Annotated in this window: 24 protein-coding genes; 9 read left to right on the forward strand and 15 right to left on the reverse strand. The window is 50.8% G+C overall.

Annotation, left to right across the window (positions count from 1 at the left end):
- Positions 1-152: 152 nt before the first annotated feature.
- From ACO0K8_RS00325 to ACO0K8_RS00345, 5 genes are read left to right on the forward strand one after another with little or no spacing between them, the layout of a single operon-like run.
- On the forward strand, positions 153-1211 hold the full coding sequence (locus ACO0K8_RS00325; protein WP_422944635.1) for a MerR family transcriptional regulator: 1059 nt from the start codon (positions 153-155) through the stop codon (positions 1209-1211).
- Between the two features lie 24 nt (positions 1212-1235).
- Positions 1236-1379 carry a DUF2256 domain-containing protein gene (locus ACO0K8_RS00330; protein ID WP_422944636.1) on the forward strand — a complete coding sequence of 48 codons (144 nt, stop codon included), beginning with the start codon at positions 1236-1238 and terminating at the stop codon, positions 1377-1379.
- Between the two features lie 32 nt (positions 1380-1411).
- Positions 1412-2956: a cryptochrome/photolyase family protein gene (locus ACO0K8_RS00335; protein ID WP_422944637.1), complete on the forward strand. Its 1545-nt coding sequence runs from the start codon at positions 1412-1414 to the stop codon at positions 2954-2956.
- 50 nt (positions 2957-3006) lie between these two features.
- On the forward strand, positions 3007-3273 hold the full coding sequence (locus ACO0K8_RS00340) for a TIGR02450 family Trp-rich protein (RefSeq protein ID WP_422944638.1): 267 nt from the start codon (positions 3007-3009) through the stop codon (positions 3271-3273).
- A 38-nt stretch (positions 3274-3311) separates the two neighbouring features.
- On the forward strand, positions 3312-4010 hold the full coding sequence (locus ACO0K8_RS00345; protein ID WP_422944639.1) for an SDR family NAD(P)-dependent oxidoreductase: 699 nt from the start codon (positions 3312-3314) through the stop codon (positions 4008-4010).
- Positions 4011-4180: 170 nt separating this feature from the next.
- Here the strand turns inward: ACO0K8_RS00345 and ACO0K8_RS00350 are convergent, their stop codons facing one another.
- The 7 genes from ACO0K8_RS00350 to ACO0K8_RS00380 form a co-directional block, all read right to left on the reverse strand.
- Complete coding sequence (locus ACO0K8_RS00350) at positions 4181-4951, reverse strand: hypothetical protein (protein WP_422944640.1); 771 nt, start codon at positions 4949-4951, stop codon at positions 4181-4183.
- Between the two features lie 50 nt (positions 4952-5001).
- Complete coding sequence (locus tag ACO0K8_RS00355; RefSeq protein WP_422944641.1) at positions 5002-5541, reverse strand: hypothetical protein; 540 nt, start codon at positions 5539-5541, stop codon at positions 5002-5004.
- A gap of 423 nt (positions 5542-5964) precedes the next feature.
- Positions 5965-6522 (reverse strand): redoxin domain-containing protein, encoded by a 558-nt coding sequence (locus ACO0K8_RS00360; protein WP_422944642.1) that lies wholly within the window; start codon positions 6520-6522, stop codon positions 5965-5967.
- Positions 6523-6616: 94 nt separating this feature from the next.
- Positions 6617-7339, reverse strand: coding sequence for a hypothetical protein (locus ACO0K8_RS00365; RefSeq protein ID WP_422944643.1), 723 nt, complete (start codon positions 7337-7339; stop codon positions 6617-6619).
- Between the two features lie 183 nt (positions 7340-7522).
- Positions 7523-8188, reverse strand: a complete 666-nt coding sequence (locus ACO0K8_RS00370; protein WP_422944644.1) for a MarR family winged helix-turn-helix transcriptional regulator — start codon at positions 8186-8188, stop codon at positions 7523-7525.
- 369 nt (positions 8189-8557) lie between these two features.
- The gene (locus ACO0K8_RS00375) at positions 8558-9103 is read right to left on the reverse strand and encodes a DUF3617 domain-containing protein (protein ID WP_422944645.1); all 546 of its coding nucleotides are present in this window, start codon (positions 9101-9103) and stop codon (positions 8558-8560) included.
- 227 nt (positions 9104-9330) lie between these two features.
- Positions 9331-10125, reverse strand: a complete 795-nt coding sequence (locus ACO0K8_RS00380) for a 3-hydroxybutyrate dehydrogenase (RefSeq protein WP_422944646.1) — start codon at positions 10123-10125, stop codon at positions 9331-9333.
- A 170-nt stretch (positions 10126-10295) separates the two neighbouring features.
- On the opposite strand from ACO0K8_RS00380, the gene ACO0K8_RS00385 reads away from it, so the two are divergent.
- The 4 genes from ACO0K8_RS00385 to ACO0K8_RS00400 all read left to right on the forward strand — a co-directional run bounded on the left by ACO0K8_RS00385 (position 10296) and on the right by ACO0K8_RS00400 (position 14482).
- On the forward strand, positions 10296-11159 hold the full coding sequence (locus ACO0K8_RS00385; RefSeq protein WP_422944647.1) for an alpha/beta fold hydrolase: 864 nt from the start codon (positions 10296-10298) through the stop codon (positions 11157-11159).
- Between the two features lie 22 nt (positions 11160-11181).
- Positions 11182-11532, forward strand: coding sequence for a RidA family protein (locus tag ACO0K8_RS00390; RefSeq protein WP_422944648.1), 351 nt, complete (start codon positions 11182-11184; stop codon positions 11530-11532).
- A gap of 128 nt (positions 11533-11660) precedes the next feature.
- Complete coding sequence (locus ACO0K8_RS00395) at positions 11661-13898, forward strand: RelA/SpoT family protein (RefSeq protein WP_422944649.1); 2238 nt, start codon at positions 11661-11663, stop codon at positions 13896-13898.
- Positions 13899-13987: 89 nt separating this feature from the next.
- Positions 13988-14482, forward strand: coding sequence for a hypothetical protein (locus ACO0K8_RS00400; RefSeq protein WP_422944650.1), 495 nt, complete (start codon positions 13988-13990; stop codon positions 14480-14482).
- 494 nt (positions 14483-14976) lie between these two features.
- Here ACO0K8_RS00400 and ACO0K8_RS00405 read toward each other — a convergent pair whose 3' ends face one another.
- From ACO0K8_RS00405 to ACO0K8_RS00440, 8 genes are all read right to left on the reverse strand, one after another.
- Positions 14977-15768, reverse strand: coding sequence for a DNA adenine methylase (locus ACO0K8_RS00405; RefSeq protein ID WP_422944651.1), 792 nt, complete (start codon positions 15766-15768; stop codon positions 14977-14979).
- Positions 15734-15925, reverse strand: coding sequence for a Com family DNA-binding transcriptional regulator (locus ACO0K8_RS00410; RefSeq protein WP_422944652.1), 192 nt, complete (start codon positions 15923-15925; stop codon positions 15734-15736). Before ACO0K8_RS00410 ends, ACO0K8_RS00405 begins: the two co-directional genes overlap by 35 nt.
- 144 nt (positions 15926-16069) lie before the next feature.
- A complete protein-coding gene (locus tag ACO0K8_RS00415) occupies positions 16070-16570 on the reverse strand; it encodes a hypothetical protein (protein WP_422944653.1) in 501 nt (166 codons plus the stop codon).
- 7 nt (positions 16571-16577) lie between these two features.
- Complete coding sequence (locus ACO0K8_RS00420) at positions 16578-16910, reverse strand: hypothetical protein (protein ID WP_422944654.1); 333 nt, start codon at positions 16908-16910, stop codon at positions 16578-16580.
- On the reverse strand, positions 16910-18028 hold the full coding sequence (locus tag ACO0K8_RS00425) for a hypothetical protein (protein ID WP_422944655.1): 1119 nt from the start codon (positions 18026-18028) through the stop codon (positions 16910-16912). The genes ACO0K8_RS00420 and ACO0K8_RS00425 overlap by 1 nt, the downstream gene beginning before the upstream one ends.
- Positions 18025-18642, reverse strand: coding sequence for a hypothetical protein (locus ACO0K8_RS00430; RefSeq protein WP_422944656.1), 618 nt, complete (start codon positions 18640-18642; stop codon positions 18025-18027). Before ACO0K8_RS00430 ends, ACO0K8_RS00425 begins: the two co-directional genes overlap by 4 nt.
- A complete protein-coding gene (locus ACO0K8_RS00435; protein WP_422944657.1) occupies positions 18642-19550 on the reverse strand; it encodes a hypothetical protein in 909 nt (302 codons plus the stop codon). The genes ACO0K8_RS00430 and ACO0K8_RS00435 overlap by 1 nt, the downstream gene beginning before the upstream one ends.
- On the reverse strand, positions 19547-24628 hold the full coding sequence (locus tag ACO0K8_RS00440; protein ID WP_422944658.1) for a phage tail length tape measure family protein: 5082 nt from the start codon (positions 24626-24628) through the stop codon (positions 19547-19549). The genes ACO0K8_RS00435 and ACO0K8_RS00440 overlap by 4 nt, the downstream gene beginning before the upstream one ends.
- Positions 24629-24633: the final 5 nt, after the last annotated feature.

Below are 24633 nucleotides of genomic sequence, written 5' to 3' on the forward strand. Positions count from 1 at the left end.
GAAAAGGTAAAAATGATGTCGAATAAACGCAAAAATTCAGCGATTGACATAGCTGATAAGCAGTCTGAAGCCACTTTCCGTAGCGGTGCTGCCGCGCGCTTATCGGGCGTACCTGTTGAAACTCTAAGTAAAAAGTTGAAAAGGTAAAAATGATGTCGAATAAACGCAAAAATTCAGCGATTGACATAGCTGATAAGCAGTCTGAAGCCACTTTCCGTAGCGGTGCTGCCGCGCGCTTATCGGGCGTACCTGTTGAAACTCTAAGGGTGTGGGAGCGACGCTATGGTGTCACCGATCCTCATCGCAGTGAGCAGGGGCAACGTCAATATTCTTTTGGTGACGTCCGGCGTTTGGGGTTGATTAAACAATTAGTCGATGCAGGCAATCCTATCGGGACAGTGGCTACTTTAGATGTGCCGCAATTGCTGGCCCAATTAGATGCCGCGTCTGGTTTGCCGTCAGCGCAATTGCAAGCTAGTTTGCTCGAGCAAGGAATCATCCGGATCGCTGTAGTCGGAACCTCCTTACGACATGCTTTACTCAATCTCGATCAGGGGCAGAGCAAACTTCAATTGAACGTGGTGCAGACCGCGTCCAATCTACAGCAGGCAAGCTCGCAGCTGCAGGATGCCGTGGTTGATGTTGTCGTCATTGAGTTGGGAGAGATTACCGAGCCTGCTGTGCAAATAGCACTTATCCGGCAAGTGCAGCAAAGCTGCCAGGCCAGAGCTGCGCTGGTCTTGTATCGTTTTTCTTCGAGTGATGCGATACGTCAATTACGGCAGGCTGATTGTTACGTCGCGCGTATTCCCACTGATATGCAGGAAATTGAAAGCCAGTGTCGTTCTGCCTTGGCGCAAGTGCAATTGAGCCAGTCAAAAAAAACACAGCAAGAAAAAAAATCTGTGGGGAGCGTACACGGTGGGAAGAGCAGAACGGCCAGTCAGTTGCCACCGCGATTATTAACGGATGATGCCCTAAGCCTGATCGCAAAATCGGCGGATGCTATCCATTGTGAATGTCCGCGTCACTTGGTGGACTTGCTGCAAATGCTAAGCAGTTTCGAGCGCTACAGCGCGCAATGCGAAAATCGAAACGACGACGATGCCTCACTTCATCGTGATTTGCACCACACGGCGGCGCACGCCCGTGCGTCCTTAGAGCAAGCTTTGCTGAGAGTGGCGCAGGCCGAAGGAATCATAGTGCAATAGAAACGGCTGAAGAAAAAAATGAAAATGCGTAAGAAAGCCGATCTCCCTTTTAAATTATGCAAGCGTTGTGGCCTGCAATTTATGTGGCGAAAAAAGTGGGAGAGGGTGTGGGACGAGGTGAAATATTGCTCCGCTCGTTGCCGTAAGCTTAATCCAACTCATGAATGACTAGCGAGGCCGCGATGAAGGAAAATCTAACTATGACTGCAGCAAAAACAGCAACGCTAAGATTAATTTTGGGTGACCAGTTAAATCCTGAACATAGCTGGTTTTCCCATCAGCACGACGATGTTTTATACGTCATGATGGAAGTACGGCAAGAGACCGATTATGTGTTACATCACGCCCAAAAAATCATCGCCATTTTTGCAGGAATGCGCGATCTGGCTCAGCAATTGCGCCAGGCTGGGCATCGGCTACATTATTTGTGCATTGATGACCCCGAAAATCAGCACAGCATCCCGGCGAATCTGAGTTTGCTGGCAGAGCGATACCAGGTTCAGGAGCTAGAATATCAAGCGCCCGATGAATGGCGCCTCGATCAACAATTGCATGACTACGCCAGCGTGTGTGGGCGACCATGCAGGATGGTCGATTCCGAACATTTTTATACTTCGCAGGACGAAGTCGGACGCATTTTTTCTGGCCGTAAAAAATGGTTGATGGAATACTTTTATCGCCAGATGCGTGTCAAACATCAAGTTCTGATGGGGGAGGCCAATCAACCCCTGGGCGGTGCATGGAACTACGATCATGACAATCGCAAAGCATGGCCGGGCTCTCCGTCCGAGCCATCGGATATTCGTGCAATGCATGATCACACTGCGCTCTGGCACAACATACAGATGGCTGGCATCAAGAGCTTTGGTGAACCGCAAGCGGAAAATTTTTGCTGGCCCTTGAACCGGCAAGAAGCCTTGTTGCAACTAGAGGCTTTTGTCAATGGCGTCCTGCCGCACTTTGGTGAGTTTCAAGATGCAATGAGTAGTAAGGCTTGGCGTCTATTTCATTCATTACTGTCGTTTGCGCTCAACTCCAAGATGCTCAATCCGCATGAAGTGGTGCAGCGTGTAGAGGCCGCATTTCATCAGGGTATAGCGCCATTGAGTGCGGTCGAAGGGTATGTTCGTCAAATCATTGGTTGGCGCGAATATATCCGTGGTGTGTACTGGCACCACATGCCAGGGTATGCACAAAAAAATGTGTTTGATCATCAGCGCGATTTGCCTTCCTGGTTCTGGACCGGCAAGACCAAGATGCGCTGCATGGCGCAGGCAATTGGCCAGTCTTTACAGCAAGCGCATGCACATCATATTCAACGCTTAATGGTCATAGGCAATTTTTCTTTGCTGGCCGGGCTTCATCCTGAGCGGCTACATGAGTGGTATCTCGGTGTCTACATCGATGCCTTTGAGTGGGTGGAGCTACCCAATACGCTAGGCATGAGTCAGTATGCCGATGGCGGCGTGTTAGCAACTAAACCGTATGTGTCGAGTGCCGCCTATATTGACCGTATGAGCGATTATTGTAAGGGCTGCCATTACGACAAAAAGTCACGGGTGGGAGACAAGGCATGTCCCTTCAATTCTTTGTATTGGGATTTTTTTGCGCGTAATGAAAGCACCCTGGGACATAATCCGCGAATAGGGATGGTGTACCCTCAATTACGCAAGATGACGCCAGAGGCAGTTCACTCTTTTAAAGAGCAAGCGATGTTCTATCGAAAAAATATTGAGACGATTTAATTTTATTCGCCAGACCGAATTGACCGAGATATTTGACCGAGATATAGACTATGACCCCATTGAATCCATTGAATCCACTGAACCCATTGAATCCACTGAACCCATTGAATCCCAAAAAACTGCTACTGACAAAGTGGACCTCCGTGCAGGTGACGGCGAAACAGAAGCATTTTTTGGTCAGTAAAGTGATACAACCCGATGATACTCAGGCGGCGATTGTCGAGGTGGAGATTGAAGCCATTTATTCGAAACAAAAACAGCTGATCGCATGGCGCGAATTACAAGACGCCAGCCTATGGAAACAAGGCTGGCTCTGATTAACACTGCCTGTGTTTGACTTTACTTGGGTGCCATTATGCTGAAATCATTTCCTAATCATTTTCGTGCCTGCGTGATCGGCGCTACTGGCGCAATCGGCGCCGCCTTTGTCGCACAACTACAAGCTGACCCGCGTTGCGACACCGTGCTTGCGCTGCACAGAAAATCCTCCCCACCCATCGATATGAATGATGAACGCAGTATCGAGGCAGCAGCAGAAGCGCTACAGTCAAGCGGGCCATTTCATTTAATCATTCATGCCGCGGGTGTTTTGCATAGCGACGATTTTATGCCTGAGAAGAAATTAGGCGATTTGCATTTCGCGCAGATGCAGACGACATTTATGGTCAATACTTTTGGTCCCGCGCTCGTGTTAAGGTACTTTTCAAAATTGCTAGACAAGCAACGCGGAGTGCTGGCGCTGCTTTCAGCCAAAGTGGGGAGCATAGAAGACAATCGACTGGGCGGCTGGTACAGTTATCGCGCCTCGAAAGCAGCTTTGAATATGATGATCAAAACCGCAGCGATCGAGATCAAGCGCACCCAGCCAAACAGCGTGATCGTAGCACTGCATCCCGGTACAGTGACTTCTGCTTTATCACAGCCATTTCGCGGTGCCGAAATTGGCCGGCCCGCATTGCAAGCCGCCAGCGAAATGCTGCAGGTATTGGACGCTTTGCAAGCCGAGGATACTGCCTCGTTTGTGACGTATCAAGGGCAGCGCTTGCCTTGGTGACGAGGCTAAGTTTGTAGGGCGTCTGTCTGAAGTTCTGGGTTTGGGACACCTAGTATTAGGGGCCTCAAGGTTTGGCATAGGATATGCAGATTTTTATTTGTAGCTAAAGGCCTACGCAAAATTGTTCCAGCAAACGAAGCGCAACAATGTTGCTGCACACTTGAACTTGCTTAAAATGGGACATTAATAATCGCTTTGGCCACCCAGCGGTCAGATGCAGAAGTGAGTCCGCGTCCTATTCCCAAGTTAAGATCCCATCCACGCACATTAAAGTCGACTACTGCAAATACGGTTTGACTCTGCTGATCAAGATGTCCCATATGGTGAATAGGACCAAACTCATTGTAACTCTCTAATCCTACTTCGAGATCATGATCGGTTTTATAGGCAATTTTTGAATCCAAATGGAAGCTGCTCGGGCTCTCTACCGGGCCGGAAATTTTCCAACCGATATTTGGATTGGTAGCAACGGTCCATCGATCACCTCGATACCCGAACATGCCTTTTAATTCTGCGTTCCATGGATTTTCGTCGATGCGATAAGCGACCCGGCCTATTTCCAGATTGGCACCCCAAAAAAAACCTTGATCGCTAGCCTTGGTCGCTAAGAATTTCAAACGAATTTTTTCTCCATCGACCGTGCTATTTTCGCTCGCTGCATGCGACATCAGAATGTACGCGCCTAGCTCCCAATTCGGAGTTAAACCATAAGAAAATTCTGGTGTTATTCGGAAAACTCGCCCAGGAGCTTGAGCACCGGGGTAGTCGGGAGTACGATTGCCAGACATGACGAAGTTGGTATGGATATCCAAGCCAAACTGTTTAGGGGCATTAATTTCGTCCATATACACTTGGATTTCTTCTGAGGCGGCCCATGCTTGGTTGTTGATAGCGCACAAAATTATCAGTGTTGCTGTGCAAATGTGAAGAAACTTAATCATGGTTTTGTCCTACTCTTTAGGAGAAAATTGGAGTGCCTGACGAACTCACGTCAGCCGTGGTGAGAATGTGCTTTCCAACTATTGGGTATCGTCAAGCTTGAATGCATGTACTTGTTGCGCCAGATTCTGCGCTCAGGCATCATCGGATTACCCTGATCAGAGCCACCTTCTACATAGGCGGCCGCTAGTTTTTTGCCTTGCTCGTAAAACTGTTGCCCCCGAGTTTTGATGCTCGCTAAAGCATACAGCTGAGTTTTATCGGATTTACCTTGATAATATTTTTGGAACTTGTCCAGGCCAGCCATGAAGTTATTGAAATGTGCGTCTGCTTCTTTCCAGCCGTCGTTGAGGCCATCTTTGGCACGAGTGGCCGATACATCGGTCAAAAACTGCTGCACTTGTGTGACGTCAAGCTCCATTTCTTTGGCCAGTAATGCGTACACGAGACTTTCATTTTTGACGACTTCTGTCTGACTTTTTATTGTCATCAAACTCTGCGTGAGAAACATCGCAAACCCGACAAACAGAATAATGGGAATGGCAAAGCCCAGTACGATGCGCAGTTTTACTGAGAGTTTATCTATGTGCATCTTTAGCCTCAAGCTGAACCAAGTGAGCGTTGCAAAGAATCGATGAATAAAGACAGTGAAGTGCGCTGATGAACTCAGTCAAAGAGGGGCTGAGCCGAACAAGCTATTTTTCACTGTAGCATATCTCGTTACTGCCTGTCGCGAAAATAGGGCGCCTAGTTCTAGCGATAGTTAGTCTGTGCAACGTGGCTGATCGATATGGGATGGCACGCACGTCCAAGCAATGCTGTCGTCCCTCTTTTGAATCACGGGAAAGTCCGTGCGTGTGCGGTTTGTGCCTGGGAACGGAATATTCGCGATACTTTAATTTTATATACTGGGGTAGGGTATATGATGTACGCAATAAATTGCGCACGTGGTATATGCGCTATTTGCTGGGAGAGAGCGATACTCCCTCATTAACTCTTGGTTTCGTCTTTATTCTTAGGTAATCTGACATGATTCTGTGTTGCAGTTTTCACCTGAGCGTAACTCTTGGATAGCCTCGATTTTTTGCTCTTTTGGTACCGCCGATTCGACCAATAACTGCCCTATCAGTGCACCTAGGCGCAAATCATCCAAGCGCCCAAAGTGATGAAGTCTAACCATGCCTAATCGGTCCAAAACGATCAAACTTGGCGTGCCGCGCATGCCATAGCTTTGCATCGTGATGGGAATCCCGTTCACCGCGTCCGGCGTATCGATGCCGATAGGAAAAGCAATTTTGTATTCATGGACAAATGCTCTAAGTGCATTCGCATTCATCACAGCGTGATGCTCAAACACGGTATGGATACCGATCACAGCGAGTTCTGACGGTGGAAATGCGGCGTGAATTGCACTCGCTTGCGGCAGACCGTGAGAGACACAGCCGGGACACAGCATTTGAAACGCATGTATGACAACCACGCGGCCTTTCAGTTCGGCGAGCGTGAGCGGCGCTTGGGTGTTGATCCATGCGAAAATGCTTAATTCTGGCGCTGGCGTATTCATCTTTAACATAGTGTCCTCTTGCATTGCGATGGGGGAGCGCTGCGGAGTGGGCGGTCTAGCCATACTCCGCAGACGATTGATGGATGCTGGGCTGTCGACCAAACTATTGATTTACTTTTCCCGGCAAGGAGAGATTGCCTGAGGCGACTTTGAATACATCGGCAACGCATAGCAAAGGTGCATGGACACTCGCGTTGACCCGCAAGGCAGCGGTTACGCCATCGAAATTGGCCGCAGTGACAACGCCGATGTCGTCAAAAGGGACTTTGACTTCCAGTGTGTTGCCGTTGAAAACCGGGTTCCAGCCCGGGCTATCAATCAAGATGGGCAAACCTGGCCAAGTTTTTGGCAGCTTAGGTTTGCTGCCCTCGGGTATGTCGACTACTTTTAACGTGTCTTTGCCACAGGCCGGATCGGCTTGCAGTACGACCCAATGGGAATGCCATTCGCCACCGCCACCGGCAAATAATGGCGTGTCGTTGAAATCCGGATGGGACGTGACCGTGAAGGCCAAGATGCCACTTTTTGCTTCGAAGCCGACGGCGGAAGGATCTATCGTCGTTGGCCAAACATAGGAGAACACCGTGCTACCGGCCAACTTGCCCACTTTGTTTGGTTTGCTTTTTCCTGCCTTGCCAGAGACGGCGATATGGAAAGTGGCGATATTGCCTTCTGTCGTGATCTTGGTATGAAAGATATCAAAAGCGGCCTTTACTGTTGGTGTCGCTGCTGTCGCGATGCCGCCGCTATGCTCATGCGCTGTGACTAACTGCGCTGCGGAGGCGAGAGTAAAGATTGCCGCCATCTGTGTAAATGTGTGTTTCATGTTGTGTCCTTTTTAATTGGTTGGTATTTCAAGCGTGGCTCGGGGTAGTGCGATGCGATGTATGAGCCAAAAAACATGCGCATTTAATATAGGAGTCCTAATTATTTGTCTTTTAAAAAAATGCCGAACTTGCGTTAGGCATAGCCATGCGAGTACCTATTTAAACGTCATTATCGACCTCAGTTACAGGGACATTTTTTCTAATTTCTTCCAATTTAATGTAGCCGTTGCAGGCTCTGCTGGCGCGTGCTCTTCGCAATCTAAGCGCAACAGCATGTGCGGCAGTGACGCATTGACCAAATTACAGTGGTGTGGTGCTTGGTCATTTTTATGTTTGTTGGCGACAAAATGCTGACACGTCACACAGGCGCGAATTTCGGGAAAACGTTCGCTTTGCTGAAGTTTTCCTATGTAGGCCAGCAGACCTTCAAACATGGCTTGCTGAGACGCCTCCGGTAATTCATTCACCGCATCAAAAGCGAAAGACATCGCGCTATTTATTTTTTTGGCCAGCAGTCGCCCCTCATTGGTTAGGTAGATCGCAATTGCACGTCCGTCATCCGAGGCCCGGCCTTTTTCGACCAGTTTTTTTGCCACAAGCGAAGCGACGGAATCGCTGGCGCTGGCAGCGGTGACGCCTATCTGTTGCGCTATCCAGGATAAGCGCACTCCTGCATCACGGCTCAACAGTATTTGCAAGATATCGACCTGCGTCGGATTTAAGCCTTCAGCGGTAGCAAACTGCCAGGCACCCGAACGCAGTACATTGGCGATGCGAGATATAGCGCTGACTATGCGTTCGCTGATCGCTGGTGTGGTGTCCCATGGAGATGGCGGTAGTGAGTTCATGCCGAATTGTAGCGTTCGTTAAATTATTTGTAAAGGAGTCCTAACTAAATTATTTCAAGTCTGAGTCGTGCTAAAAATTCAAATGCTGCTGCTGTGTTTGCCCGCACTATCCCTGGACTATCCTGCCTGACGACCTATCGTTAGCCCTGTTCGTCAGTGGGGGAGATAATCGCTGGCAAGGCATGGCGCATGGCGTGGATACCAAAATCATCTACATTATCTCCGGGATTATTACTGAATCTTATAGATACCAGGGGGGGTATCTGTTTTGATGCTAGGATTGCGCAGGTGGGATATGCGCAATCCTATAGGGGGGAGTGATACTCCCTCCTTTTTTATTTTTGCTTGGCTATTTCACCTAGCCATAATCTATTTTTTCGGCACACCGCCGATAGGTTTTACATCGCCACAATCAGCGGCTAGCCATTTGCCCTTGCTTTCCATATGCTGTGTCATCGGTTTACCGTGCGACATACCTTTAAAGTCGTAGCTGGAGCGTACGCTGTCGCTGCCGTTATAACTGCCCTTTACCATGCCTATGCCTTTTAGTTCAGGGCTGTCGCAAACTAGTTCCATCGAGTAATCATTGCCGCTTTGTTTCATGTTTTGCGGCGTGCATCCCGAGGCTTGTTTTTGCGCTAGCGGTGGCTGCTCTTGCTCCGCCATTTCTTTGCTGACACACACTTTTACGGCCATCCCTCCATCTTGCATGGTGGGCAGTTTGACTCCCATTTTTTTCATTTGCTCCATCTGTTCCGGCGAAATTTGCGGCATGTTTTTCATTTCATCGGATTGCATATGCATTTCCCATAATCCCGGCTTCATTTTTCCAGCGGCCTGGGCATCGCCAAAGGCGAGAGCTGCAATGAATGCCGAGAGAATAGAGAGGGGAATCATTTTGCGAGATAAGGACATGGCGAACTCCATAAAAGAAAAGGACGATGGCTTACTATAGAACGTGGCGTAGAGAAGTGTAAGGGTCTACAACAGTTTTTAAAAAAATAAGATTATTGCGTACTTGGCTGCTAGCGTGGCTGAACTGCTTATTAAACGGCTTATTAAACTGCTTGTCATTTAGTGCGGCAAGGCAAAAGCAGCGAGGCTGGGGGGGAGCTTGTGTCAGCCCCAGCCTCAGCGCGTCCTTATTGCGCGACCCAGCCGCCATCCATATTCCAGGCCACACCACGGATCTGATTGCCCGCCTCGCTGCAAAAAAATACCGCCAGCGCGCCTAGTTGTTCTGGCGTCACAAATTCTCCTGATGGCTGCTTTTCGGCAAGCAAGGATTTTTTCGCATCTTCATTGCTAATGCCTTCGGCCAGGGCGCGCGCATCGACTTGTTTTTGCACCAGTGGTGTCAATACCCAACCCGGGCAGATGGCATTGCAGGTGATGCCGGTGTGCGCGGTCTCGAGTGCAGTGCTTTTGGTAAAGCCGACCAGTCCGTGTTTGGCAGCGACATAGGCTGATTTCTGTGCTGAGGCGACCAGGCCATGCACCGAGGCTAAGTTAATAATGCGGCCCCAGTTCTTGGCCTTCATAGACGGCAGTGCCAAACGCGTCGTATGGAAGGCGGAGGTGAGATTGATGGCGATGATGGCATCCCATTTTTCAACCGGAAAATCCTCAATATTGGCAACATGTTGTATGCCAGCATTGTTGACCAGAATATCGACACCGCCGAATTCTTGCATGGCCACTTCCATCATCGCCGCGATCTGCGTAGGCTGACTCATATCGGCATTGTGGTAAGCGGTTTTGACGCCAAACTCTTTTTCTATATCGGCGCGGATCGCATTGATTTGATCGATTTCGCCAAAACCATTGAGCATGATGTTGGCGCCGGCGGCGGCCAGACTGCGGGCTATTCCCAATCCTATTCCCGAAGTAGATCCTGTAACTAATGCAGTTTTGTCTTTTAGTGTGAGAGCGGACATCGTGACTCCTGTAGAATTGTTGAAGAAATGAAAAATTTACTGCATGAAAACTGTTCCGTGATTTTAAGTCTAAGGGCCAGTAAAATGTCATATTAATAGCATATTAATAGCATATTTTTGCCCTAGTAAAACTACTAGCTTCTTTTCAACAAACCGATGAAAGCTTAACTATGCAAGCTACCCGCAAATCAGTGCAGTGTCTGTCGCCGGCAGGTTTGCACAGGATGTCGTATAAAGAATGGGGCGATCCAGCCAATTCCAAAGTCTTAATCTGCGTGCATGGGATTACCCGTGTGGCGGATGACTTTGATGTACTGGCTCCCGCCTTGGCTGACGTGTATCGCGTGATTTGTCCTGATGTGGTTGGACGCGGGCAATCAGACAGTCTGCGCAATCCTCTGCACTATCAAATCCCGCAGTACGTCAGCGATATGGTGACTTTGCTGGCGCGCGTTAATGCCGCGACGGTAGATTGGTTTGGTACCTCAATGGGCGGCTTGATCGGCATGGGTCTGGCGTCCTTGCCGGATACGCCAGTCACAAAATTGGTCTTAAATGATGTCGGGCCTGCGCTCAATTTAGAGGCGATCGTGCGGATAGGCGAGTACATAGGCCAGGATGTGCGCTTTGCTAGCTTTGATGAGGCGGCTGCCTATATTCGCGCCATTTCCCTGTCGTTTGGCCCGCATACTGAGCAGCAGTGGCATAAATTGGCGAGTGACGTGTTAAAGCAAAATGCCCAGGGCCAATGGATACGTCACTACGATCTAGGTTTGGCGATACCAGTGAAGAACACTACGCCTGAGCTGGCAGCGGCTGCACAAGCCATGCTGTGGCAGGCGTACGATGCGATACGCTGCCCGACCTTACTGGTGCGCGGTAGTGAATCTGATTTATTGACGGCCGAGGCGGCGCAGCAGATGACGCAGCGCGGCCCGCGTGCCCAATTAATCGAGTTGCCCGGGGTAGGGCATGCGCCGACTTTTGTGCAGGTCGATCAGATCGCACTGGTCAGAGAATTTTTACTAAAATAAATTAAATTTTATCGGGATAGAAATGAGTATTCAAAGGTTTCATGTAGGGGCGCGTTTGTCAGAGACCGCCATCTTTAATCGCACCGTGTATCTGGCTGGGCAGATCCCGGATGATGTGAGTCAAGACATCGTTGGTCAGACCGAACAAGTGCTGGCGCATGTGGATAGATTGCTGGCCGAGGCGGGTAGCGATAAAACGCAGATCTTGATGTGTCAGATTTTTTTGACCGACATCAATGATATAGGCGGCATGAATCAGGCATGGGATGCCTGGGTCGCGCCTGGCCATAGCCCGCCGCGTGCTACGGTGCAGGCCGCCTTGGCGAATGCCGCATGGCGCATCGAAGTGGTCGTGACGGCCGCGCAAAAATAGTCAGAAACATGCGAACATCAGCCCGGTGCTCGCCATCGTTGCAGTAGAATAATTTGCCATAATCCAGAAGTCGGGAGAGTGGCATTAGTAGGCTTAAGTAGGCCTAAGAATAGTTTGAAAAAATAATTATGGTATCGATCTCAGCGACATCCTCAGATTCTCCCTTGCTTGATGGCTTGTCCGCGCAAGAGTGTGAAAGGGTCATGACAGCCCTGGAATTTGTCACCCCTTACTACGCAAATTGCAAGGTCATCACCGAGCAAAACGCCTTACAATTTGTACAGGGCGTGGTCGCCACTCTGGCGATGCTCAAAACCGATGTCGATACCCGTATCGCCGGTCTGCTGTTTGAACTGCCCGAGCTTAATCCTCATGCTGCCGAGCAAATCGAGGCGCGCTTTGGTCACGAAATTGCCAATTTAGTCTCGAGTATTCGCCGCCTGATGCGCCTGCGTGATGCGGCGCTGACCCAGCACGAAGTCGGCAAAGGCAAAGACGCTGCCGAAAAAATGGCAACCCAAATGGAAACCCTGCGCAAGATGGTATTGGCGATGGCGACCGATATGCGGGTGGTACTGGTGCGCTTAGCTTCGCGTGTCACCACCTTGCGTTATTTTGCCGATTGCAAGCGTGAAGATGGTCTGGCCCAGCAATTTGCCAGTGAGACCATGGACTTGTATGCGCCATTGGCAAACCGCCTCGGGGTCTGGCAACTGAAATGGGAGCTGGAGGATTTATCCTTCCGTTTTCTGGAGCCGGTCCAGTACAAGCGGATTGCCAAAATGCTGGAAGAAAAACGCCTGGAGCGCGAGAGTTTCGTGGTCTCGGCGATTGCCAGACTAGAGACCGAGTTGGCAGCGGTCGGCGTCAAGGCCGAAGTCTCGGGCCGCCCCAAGCACATCTATAGTATCTGGAAAAAAATGCGCGGTAAGGATGTCAATTTTGATGAGTTGTACGATGTACGCGCGTTCCGTGTGATCGTCGATGATGTCAAGGATTGCTATGCCGTGCTGGGCATCGTGCATAACGCCTGGACCCCGATTCCGAAAGAATTTGACGACTATATTTCGCGTCCTAAAGCTAACGGCTACAAATCTCTGCATACCGTGGTGGTGGTCGAGGATGGCCGCCCGCTAGAGGTGCAAATCCGCACGCGCGAAATGCATCAGTTCGCCGAATATGGGGTGGCGGCGCATTGGCGCTATAAAGAAGCTGGTGGCTCCAACTTCTCGGCGCAAGAATACGATAGTAAGATCGCCTGGCTGCGCGAGCTATTGGCCTGGAAATCTGAAGTCGCCGATGTGGTGGTCGGGCAAGAAGAATTGCAGCGTGAATGGGTAGAGAAAATCAAGGCCGCCTCACTGGACGATCGCATTTACGTGCTAACGCCGCAGGCGCGTGTTATCGAACTGCCTAGTGGCGCGACGCCGGTCGATTTTGCCTATCATTTGCATACCGATGTCGGCCATCGTTGCCGTGGTGCGCGCGTCGATAATGTCATGGTGCCACTTAATACTGTCTTGAAAAATGGTCAGACAGTAGAGATCATCACACTCAAAGTTGGCTCGAATCAGACCGGGCCATCGCGCGATTGGATGGGACCAGATTATTCGGCCAGTAGCCGCACCCGTAGCAAAATCCGCGCATGGTTTAACCTGATCGACCAGCAAGAAACGCTAGGTAACGGCCGTGCCCTGGTCGAAAAAACCTTGCAGCGTGAGGGCAAAACCGCCGTCAATCTCGATGAGTTAGCGCGCAAACTGGCCTTTGCCAATGTCGATGATTTGTTTTTAGCGGTAGGCAAAGAAGAGTTTAGCCTGCGTCAGATAGAAAACGTCTTGCGCGATCAACCAGAGCCGGTGGTGCTCGATGAAATCAGTATCACCAATAAGAGTAAGGCATCGAGCGTAACACGGGGCGCTAAATCGGGCGTGCTGGTAGTTGGCACCGATGGCTTGATGACGCAATTGGCGCGCTGCTGTAAGCCAGCACCGCCGGACGATATCGTCGGTTTTGTGACGCGCGGTAAGGGCGTCTCTATCCACCGCTTAAATTGCAAAAATTTTGCCGAGATGCGCAATAAAGCACCGGAGCGGGTGATCCATACCACCTGGGGCGAGCACGGCAAAGAGACCGTTTATCCGGTGGATATTTTTGTGCTGGCACAAGACCGGCAGGGTTTACTCAGAGACATTTCTGAGGTGTTCTCACGTGAAAAAATCAATGTCATCGGGGTCAACACGCAAAGCGCCAAGTCGCAAGCCCGCATGTCATTTACCGCCGAAATCGGTGGTACCGCGCAACTGCAAAAAGCGCTGGCCGTGATACGTGAAGTGAGTGGGGTGCAAGAGGTTAGGCGCCAGTGATGGCTAGCTTCTTTTTGCATTGTGAGCGCCAGCGGACTGGGTTGATCACGTAGGCGCGATTAGCGCAGCGTAATCGGGCGGATTTTTCCTTGAGAGAATCTAAAATCGCAGCCTGCCAACGCGCATATGCCATGCGCTTCTTCAAGCATGCTGGCCTGCGAGGCGCGTGGGATATGCGTGTTGGCTTGGTGGTGTTTTTGTTGTCTGGTCTTGTTTTTACTTCTGTGGTTGTTGTGCGATTGCTGGCCGGTGGTAGACCGGCAACTACATACCTTTTTTGCTTCGCCAAAAAAGGTATGCCAAAAAAGGCGACGCAAAGTCGCTGTCCCTGCGGGATACCCAATTGTGCAAGTCGTAAAATGGGAAATGAAGCAAACTCGCTGCGCTCAGACAGCTTCACTTCTAATCCATTTTCCGCCCCGCACAATTGGCAGCGCCACATGCGAATTCGAGTCAAAAGCAGAGTCAAAACCAACGTCAAAATCCAAGTCAAAGGCGGAGTCAAAAACGGAGTCAAAAGCCAAGTCAAAACCCAGGTCAAACCCCAAATCAAAACCCAGGTCAAAAGCACCGGATTGCCGTAGCTCGATGTGCTTGGGCATTGCGTGTGTGGAGAGCTGAAAGTCGCACTACGGACGTGTTGACTTTCGCCCTCCGCATGTGGCGCTGCCGCTTGTGCATGGCAGAAAATGGATTAGAAATGAAGCTGTTTGAGCGTAGCGAGTTTGCTTCATTTTCCATTTTTTGACTTGCATAAGCGGGAATCCCGAAGGGACAGCGACTTTGCGCCGCCTTCTTTTGCTTCCTTTTCTTGGCGAAGCAAGAAAAGGGACTAGCCGCCGGTCTACCACCGGCCAGCAATCGCACAATAACGACAGAAGTACAAACAAGACCAGACCACAGCAAACCAAAAACAGCATGCCGCCATCACGCATATCCCATGCGGCTCGTGTAAAATCGCGCCGCATTTGGCACGGACTTACGATCTATTTGGAACGGAGTATTTAAACATATTTACGTCCTATTTGGCACTAGAACCGTTAAAGGCCGCGTCAAACGGCCTTCGATTAACGCATGATTAGAACAGACTATCCATGATGGTCGGCTCCCAGTTCATAATTACCAGCTCTTTGCTTGTTTCAGGCTGACCGTGGGTGTTTGATACGCTGTATTTGATGTCTAAGCCCATCATATGCAGACCGTTAAACGCCTCTCTGATGGCTGGATGGTCGTTGATACTGACCATAACCTTACCCTTGCAAGTACGCATGAAGTCGGCCATCTGTTGGTATTGCTCGAAACCGAAGTCGACCCCGTATCCTTCTGTCTCCCAGTATGGTGGATCGCAATAGAAGAAGGTATGCGGCCTGTCGTAGCGCTTCATACAGTCTTGCCAGCTCAGGTTTTCTACATAGGTGCCGGACAACCTTAGGTGGGCGGCGCTCAGGGCTTCTTCTATGCGGCACAGGTTGATCGGTGAGCCTGTGGTGGCGGTACCGAAGTTCTGGCCGCTGACTTTGCCGCCGAAGGCGTGCTGCTGCAAGTAATAGAATCGGGCAGCGCGCTGGATGTCGGTAAGGGTTTCCAGCGGTGTGTCTTTCTGCCACTTGAATATCTGGCGGCTGCTGATTGCCCATTTGAATTGTCTGACGAACTCTTCCAGGTGGTGCTGCACTACCCTGTATAGGTTCACCAGTTCGCCGTTGATGTCATTGATGACTTCGGTGGCCGCTTGGACGGGACGCAGGAAATATAGGGCTGCGCCACCACAGAAGACTTCTACATAGCACTCATGTTTAGGAAATAAAGGGATCAGTCTATCGGCTAAACGGCGCTTACCGCCCAGCCATGGGATGATGGGATTGGTCATTGTTAGATACTTCTATTGACGCTCCTGGGCGTTCTGGATAGGTGCTCACGGCACTCAGCTGATTGATGGTGCTGCAACGCGGGCACTTGATATTAAGCCTGCGATATTCACCTTCTGCTAATTTTTTATGACAATTGCCACATCGGATATCCTGCATTTAACGCCCCTGTGCTAAGATTCGCCGCCTCCGTACGGGGTGGCAGAGCCTTGGTTTGTGCGCAGGTCAGTCTGCAATCGAACGGCCAGGGCGATGTTGACGCATCACTTTGGTCGCTCTGTTCTTAGTTCTCAATATTTTCGCTTAGGCTCGAATTTCGAGTTTCAAGCGCAACAGGTCAGCCAGCTCACCAGGAGAGATGATCCGGCTATGTTCCTGCCAGCCTGCCTCTTCATAAATCGCAACGCAATAACCTGAACAGACAATGATTTTGCGCCAGTGAACAAAGGTTTTTAGTTTTAACAGACCAAGCAAGCCGATCATGAAAGCGGCGGCAAGACCGTATTTCACTTTGACCCGCAAGGATTCCAGGGCGGCCTTTCTGATATTCGATCTGGTTAGCTCTTGCGGCGGCAGGAACACGTCAAAATCATCTCCCTCAAGTTGTGACATGGGGATAGCATGATTTTTACCACCATTGATTTCGACCATCCATAAGCCTTCGTCTAGCCATACGGCGATGCCGTTGTGTGTGTAAATTTTACGGGTAAAGAATTGCGTCAGCTTTCCAAACAGGCTGTGGGCTGTTCGAACAGCGATGACATCGCCATCTTCGATTTGGCTGCGAGCGTCTTGATAGTTCATCGTAGCCTTATGAGAAAAACTGCTTACGCAATGCCAAGTTCTCGGCGAGCGTCGGCTGGATGGTCATCACACGTGAGGCAATTGCTGGTGTCACCTCTGGGACGATTGCAGCGATTGCAGCAACCGACTGCGCGACGATTGGCAATCTTAGATCGACCCACTTACGCACACTAAGATTGGCGCGAATCGCGACAATATCCGCATTGGTGCTTTTTAATACGGCCATCTGTGCAGAGCCAAAACGGTCATAGAATGGCCCCAGATCAAGATACCAAGTCCACTCAGGCTCGCCAGACGGTCTGCCGCTATCAACGACGATTAATTCAGGGGAGGCGCTCATTATGCGATCCTTAAATAGTTTAGAACAGGGGATGAAGCTATTAGTGCGATGCCAGTAGCAACGTAAGTCGCAGGACAAGACGCAATGAAGTTATCGATATAGGATGCAATCGCTGCATACGACGTTGCAGTGGTTGACATCGCGAATTGATACGTACCGTTTCCATAGACGCAAGGCAGTGAATTCGAGGGAGATCCCATCACGACCGATAGGGTAACGTTACGCCAATTGTTTCCGTCCACCGAGGTGGCGATCACCGCATTACTAGGGTATGCCGCAACGAATATGCCGTTTGCATACGAAATATAGACATGATTCAGCAATGTCGAGAATTGATTATTCACGCTAGCAGTCCATGTGATGCCATCGGCGGATCTGAAGCTGGTGCCGCCTGCTTGCGGAGCAGTCACAAACACACCTCCACCGAATGCGACTGGCCCTGCATTGGTTGCCAACCGCTGGAGCCACGCTACGCCATCAGTCGACGACCAGATTCCCGATGTGGTCGAAACGACGAACAGGCCTGCGCCGAATGCAATGCTATTTGGTGCAGTATTCCAACCGACAGCAGCGGCCCACGACGTGCCATTGATTGTCTTTCGTCCTATCGTGGATGCACCGCCAGAAATAGTGATCGTGCCATCTGTTGCTGCATACGTTGGATTAATAGTATCGGCGTTGGCTGCCCTGACAGTCCATGCCGTTCCGTTTGGCGATGTCCACATGCCGTGATAGCCGATGGCAATGAATACCGCCAGTACAGAACACCAAATAATGACATTGGGCGCATTCCACGTTGACCCGTTAGTGGCATCGCCTCTCGATGTCCAGGCGATCCCATCTGGCGAAGATTGAAATACATTACCCGCCAAACCGACGAAGACCCCAGCCGCGTACGCCAATGGTATGACCGCCGCCGAGCGCGTGACAGGTGTGGCTGTGCTGAAAGTAACGATAGCGGCGGTGGGGACGACAGGGTATGCCGCTTGTAACGCCAGGACACCTGTCCTTAAATAGGATCGGCCATTGATCGTGACCAGGTTGGGCGTAGTCGATGGAAAGCTAGCGATGCCACCAATTTCAACGCCGCCGCTACCGAATAATTCTGAAGCCTTCATTTAACTGCCCATCCTTTTACATTGCCTGTGTAGACGAAACGCACAGTGAGGTTTTTAATGTCCGCCACGAAGTTGGTGAGCAGAAAGTGAATCTTTAGGCCGTTGTTCAATGCCGTGAAATTTTTAGTATCAAACGTACCCGCCCAATCCGATACTTCAACCCAGTCACCCATCACAGCTACGGCAGGCAATGGAGCTGAAAATGCGCCAGCGCTGGTATCGACGTCATAGGCTGTATTGACTGCCAGCACAGTGGATGCAGTAATGGGAACACCCGCACCAGCCGTTTTAAGCAGTTGGCCTGCATTGGGTAATGTCGGCAAGCCTGCTGCTGTCTGCGCCGCCATTGCAGCACTTTGTGCGCTACTTGCGCTTGCCGCTGCATTGACTGCCTGGGCGGTGGTGGACGCCAATAGCGTTACAGCATCGACTGCCGCCTGGTAGGCGATGAGAGCGTTATTGTAGGCAACGAGGTTTGCCGCGTTTTGCTGCGGCACCATGTCCACTACATCCTGCACATGCTGATCCGCCCTGGCATTAAAATTGACGGGGTCGTTGATGGTGGGAGGTATGCCCAGTTCATCAATTGGGGTTGGTGCGACGGGTAGTGTCATTAGATTTCCTCAAGTTCTAGCGAAATTTTTGCTTTAGTCGGATGCTGTGCGTTGATGCCAAATTTTTTCCAGACACCGGCGATCAGGAACATTTCAAAATAGCCGTCATCCGAATCAACAAGACCCGCCCAAATCGCGGGGACAGCGTCAAGCAAATTCCTTACTTCACGGATTTTATTGACGTGTGATTTTTTGGCGAGCAATGTCTGCGCTGTTTTTGGCACACTACGGCGCGGCACCAGATTGGCGTCGCCCCACTTGTTGCGCTCAATCAGGCTGAAATTAAGCGGCTCGTCCTCCGCCCCATATTCAATATCGCCAATATCAACAGCTGTACCAATGACACATCCACCACATTTGACCGTGCCGGTGGTACTGACTAAGGTCACGGTGATCTGCGCTCCGGTAAAGGGTGGTAGGTCGAATAAAATCACGCTTGGTTTAGTAGAAAATTCACCAAAGTAATAGTCTGACCATGACAACGTGCGCCGGTTATCCAGATTGAGCACGCGGGTGTAGACCACGGTTGCACCCACACGCACTTCTATGGTGGCCGATGTGACTTGTGTCATGCCTGTCAAGGCCAACGAATCAACGCGCTTGCCGGGCGCTAACACTACGGTCAGCGGTGAAGCGGCCGATGTCTGGCTGTTGCGATATAAATCAAACATGGCTTTCTTGTTGCTGGCACCAATATCCTTCCAGTTGACCGGATCATCCTCAGGAGCGATCGCTCCGCCACCGGCAATGATCCGGCTGAAGGCTCTGCCGATGCTTGGCCGGATACGTTCGACATTCACTGCACAGACCTCGCCAGAGACCCATGCAGTCTCGCCAGCCCCTATATCTGGTACCGTGCTGCTAATCAACCGTGCGCTGGTAATTTCTAATGAAGGGATGACTTTCATGCCGTCACCGTTTCCAGGCGCATGCCTTCACCGTCGAGCGTGACACGCTGAACGTTGTCTTTTATTTTTCTCGTATTCTTCTCGTTTTCGACAGTGGGAGCCAGCAAAAGCGACATGGCTGCCTTTAACTCACGCACCTCTGTAATTAACGCGTTGACTAAGGCATCATTCGACCCGCCCAGCATAGATTTGGTCTGATTCGCGTTAAAGATGCGGGATGCACCTGTCGCCTCAATCTCTGGACCATGCTCACCGACAAGACGCAAGCCACCGCCAAAATCACCGCCGCTGGCAAAGCCGGGGATCTTGACACCGTACTTAGTTGTACCCTGTGCCGTTTGCTCCAGGCTCGCTGCCAGCAAGTTCCGGTTACGATTCAGTTCAGCGAGACTTCCAGCGCTTGCCTCGTACATCTTCTCCAGCGTCTGGGAAAGCTGCGGCAAGAGTTTGAATGCCTCTTGGTCACCGGCGCGTGCTTGTGCGGTGGTGATAGAAAACTGGCTCTGGGCATTGGCGAGACTCGCCGCGCTATTCCCGCCCACCAATCCACGAAGGCGATTGATCTCGCTAACCATCGAATTAACAGCAGACTGCCATGCGGAAGCAAGTTGCTGCGCCGCCTGCGCGGCCTTCTCGGCCGCTTGTGTCGATGCCTGTTGTGCTGCGAGAGCGCCTTTTTCCGCCTCTGCCTTGTCTTCCAATGCATAAATTTGCAGCTGGTAAGGGCGTAAAGAGGCATCCAAGCCATCCAACTCTTGCTTGCGCTTCATGTTTAACGCGCCAATCTTGTCGCCGCTTAACTCCATGATGCGGATCTCAAAACTTGTGCGCTGCTGTCCCAATGCTGCGGCCTTTGCGGCAGCATCCGCTTCATCGTTCAGAAGGTAGATGCGCTGTTGCAGAGGACGCAGTGATGCATCCATACCCGCCAATTCAATTGCACGCTTTGCAGTTAATGCCCCTGCCATGTTGCCCGTGAGTTCCATGATCTGGATCTCGAGATCCGCCCTTTGCTTGGCAGTACCGCTGGCGTTACTGTTGAAATCGGCGACCTCTTTAAACTGCGGGGCTAGTCCGATCAAGGTGGCATACAGTTTTGCACCGGCCTCGGTGCTCAAGTCTAAGCCCATCACGACACTCTTAAATTGATCCAGCGAGGTCACGCCAGAGAGGCCAAGATCTGCCATGACCTTGGTGACGTTATCTGAAACGGGCTTGATACGCTCTGCATCGGTCAAGAAGTTCTGTGCAAAATACTGCGTACCGGATGCCAGCTTATCGATACCGCCGACCAGCCCTATCAGGTTTTCTCGCGCTGCTACACTGGAGATGCCGACTGCGCCAAATTTCATGCCAACAGAGGTAAGAATGGCATCGACGCTGGAATAGTTGACGGCAATACGCACGACCGTCTCGGTGTAACCCTCGCCAACTTGTCTAAACTTTTCAAGCTCAGGGAAGACTGACTGCGCGACATTGTCCATCGCGCCAGAAATCACGCCGTTAATGGCGTTTTGCAGATCCGCGCCTTTTAGCCCCTGCAATGAAATTTTGGTGGTATCGATGACGAATAATTTAACGGCCTCACCCACCGCCTGACCATTGCCGCCCAAGGCCGTTGCTGCCGACGACAGGGTAGCTTGCAGGTTAGTGAAGATCGCGCTGAACTGCTGCGAGATCTCGCTTGATACTGCTTGTGTCTGAGTGCTGTTGGATGTGCTTTTCTTTAGACCAAACCAACTGCTAGTAGTGGTTGCCACATTGGCGTATTGATTGACTCCCTGCCCTTGTTGCAAGCTTCCAACAGAGCCGCCGATTTGCAAACCTCCATCTGTGATGGACTGCTTTGTACTTCCCCACACTCGCATTAATTGACCTAGAACTTTACTAATAGGATCAAAAAACATTAAGGCCCAACCTGTGGCACTGCCAGCACTGAAACCATTTTTTTCAAAGACATCGTTTCTTTTTATCGTTCCAGTCTTGATGCCCATGTTAGAGCCATCTGTCACTCCCGTAGTGCGGAAGATGATGTTTGTCAGCCCGACCATGCTACTTTCAATATTCCTCAGTGATGCTGCCATCTGCATGGTCGCCGGAACCATCAAGTCTGAATTATTGTTTAGCAGATCAAGACTTTGTTTAATTGAATCGCTTTTGGCATCCGAATCGCCAAATACCGTGCCGGTGCCTTGACGTTTCTGAACCGCTGCTGCACTCACGTCTGGGCCAGACGATCCACCGCCACCAGATACGGCGAACCCTAACGCCGCCATCGCTGCTGCCATGACTGCCATGCGTGCAAATGCTGAATAAGGGTCGCCTTGCGCCTGATTCGCAACACCTACCGCTGCCGCAGCAGTGCCTTTTGCTACAGACGCGGCGATGTCAGGCGCTATGCTGGCCGTTGTTGCCGCCGTCTCCGTGGCTTTGCTGGCGACAAACAGGCCGGTGAAGGCGGTCAATAAGCCGCTCTTGGTCAGCATGGTTTCAATCGACATCGCCAATTCAGCAGCGCGGAAAGCCTTCTCAGCGCCTTCCATAGCACGGTAGCCGGTCGAATTCTCTTTAAAGAAACCCTTGGCCGCACCGGCCATATTCGCGTAGTTTTTAATTTGTGCCTGGGCGGACTTGTCATTTAACGCGGCCATGTCTTTGGCGTACTTGGCCGGATCTGCCGATTTGGTTTTTTCGGCATTCTCGCGTTGCTTCGCGATCTCTAATTCAGAACGGCCATACTCTTGCAAACTGACGGAGAGTTTTTGTAAGGCATTGCCGGTGTTGCCCATTGCGCTGACCATCGCATCACCGAAGCTTTGCGCCTTGGACGGATCAAGGAAGGCATCGAGTTCCTTCCGTGCCTTTTGTATTTCTTCCGTATCGACCTGGACAATCACCGCCTCTTTACGCGATTCTGCCGCTGTAGTGGCTTTTTGGATCAGGCCTGGCTTGTCCGCCTCAAATGCACTCGATGCATTGATGGCCTTGATCTGCTTTCTTAATTCAAGCTCTACCTTAAACTGTTCCAGCGCGATTTTTCTTTCGCGCTCACTTTTCCCTGCCAACGTCGATTCAAGCTGTGTTTGCTCATTCAGGGCATCCATTGAAGTCACATAGTCTTCAATCGACCTGTTGATTTTGACGGTGGCTTCATACTGTTCTTTGAAGCCGTCAATGATTTTTTTGGTTCGGTTGAGTTGCTCTTTCTCAAACGCGGCCATCTGATTATTTATATCAAGCTGACCCGCCAGTGACCTGGCATAGTCTCTTTGTGCAGCGGTGGCAACAATCTTCCCTTCGCGTAGTTCAGTGTCAAACTTGATGCGCGCCTTTTGGCCTTCCGTTAAATTTTGGTCGCTAGCCAATTCAGCCTGGCTGACGGCGAGCTTTTCCTTGATGGATAAGATTAGGGTGTTATAGGCAGTGACTTCCTTGGCGGCGTTCTCATTTTTTGGCTTGAACCCTTCTTCAATTTTTTTATTGGCAATCGCGTTTGCTTCTAACGCCTGTCGATACTCTTGCGAATCCTTTGAAAATCCCTGCGTCGCTTTCTTAAACGCCTGGCCTTCTAGCTCAAGCGCTTTCGCTTTAGTCAAATGCTTATCAGAATCAAGGTATTTCGCAAGCTCGTCATTTCTTGTCTTGAGTTCTTTCTGCGCTTGACTCTGCCGTCCTGTTGCTTCAGCATCGCGATTTTTTGCGACTATCGCAGCCTCTAAACTTTTGACCAGTTTTTCCTGGTCGGCTATTTCTTTTGCCGCCCGCGAGTCAGGCGCAACATTGCCCGCAGTCTGGCGCATGCTGCCAAGCTGATTCCTCGCTACAGCCAGCTTTTCGCTATCTAATTTAACTCTACCGAACCCGAGGAAGGTATCTAGCGCAGACGCGCTTTCCTCTTTAATACCTTTCCATGCTTTCTCGATATAACCAAGATTTCCCAGCACCTCCGCATTACGTGTCTTTACCGTATCGGCATACACATTCATTGCCAATGCTGCGGCTTTTTCCACTTCGCCACGATCCTCTAATGCCTTGATTTGCTTATAGATATCAACCGTCAGGAAATTGTATTTTTCGTTCAATTCCGAGATGGCCTTGGTCGGCTCTGACTTAAGTTTCGCAAATTGAGATACTGTATCTTCAATACTCTTGCCAGTCAGATTCGAGCTAGCGACTACCGCACCGGATAGCGCTGATATTGCATTTGCCGAAAACTTGCCGGACTCTGCCAATGCAACGACCGCCTCTCGCGCCTCACCATATTTACCCGTCGCCGCGCCAACTTTCTGGGCGATAAGGTCAAGCTGGGAACCTGTGGTTCCCGCATAATTGCCCGTGGCAATAAGCGCAACCTGCATGCGCTTCGATTGCTCTGAGCCGTAATAATAAGCCGCGCCCAAACCAACTGCGGCAGCCGCCGCTACGGTGAAGGGATTAATCAATCCCATCACATAGCCGCCCAGGGCTTTGGCGGCATTGCCTGCTCCGCCAAACATATCTTTAAGCTGGCCACCTTGCTGCATGAACACTGTCAGCGGTGCCTGGCCACCTTGTAAGCTGGTGACGATATCAGTAAATTGTGCTGGCACGTTACGCATTGCTGCCGACGTAGCGGCGGCACTCATGCCGACCTTTTGCACACCTTGTTCGGCTTGCGCCAGTTTGGCGATCATGGGCGCGGCGGCATCGGCCACGCCCAGTTGTTGCGCACGCATTAAGGCCAGTTGTGAATTCGATTTTCCTATCGCATCACTTTGTTTGACCAGTCCGTCCAAAAAACGCTGCTGTGATTGCGTCAATTGTGTAGTGGAGGAGCTGGTTTGCTGATTAGCGGTGACGATTTTCTGCCCGGCCTGCTGTGAGCTGGTGCCCGCCTGTGCCATCGCTTCGCCCACATTCTTCTGGCTGATGGAGAGTTGCGCCGCGCTTTGCACCACATCTTGCTGGGCGGACGTGATCTTCTTGCTCGCACTAACGGCAGCATCCCCCGTTTTGCCGGTGGCTTGCGTGATCTGGTCAAAACCATCGACAGCGGTTTTATTGCCATCAATGTTAATCCGAATGCCTACTTCCACCATGCTGT

Origin of the sequence: Undibacterium sp. Ren11W, assembly GCF_049340485.1 — a bacterium.
Classification (GTDB): Bacteria; Pseudomonadota; Gammaproteobacteria; order Burkholderiales; family Burkholderiaceae_D; genus Undibacterium.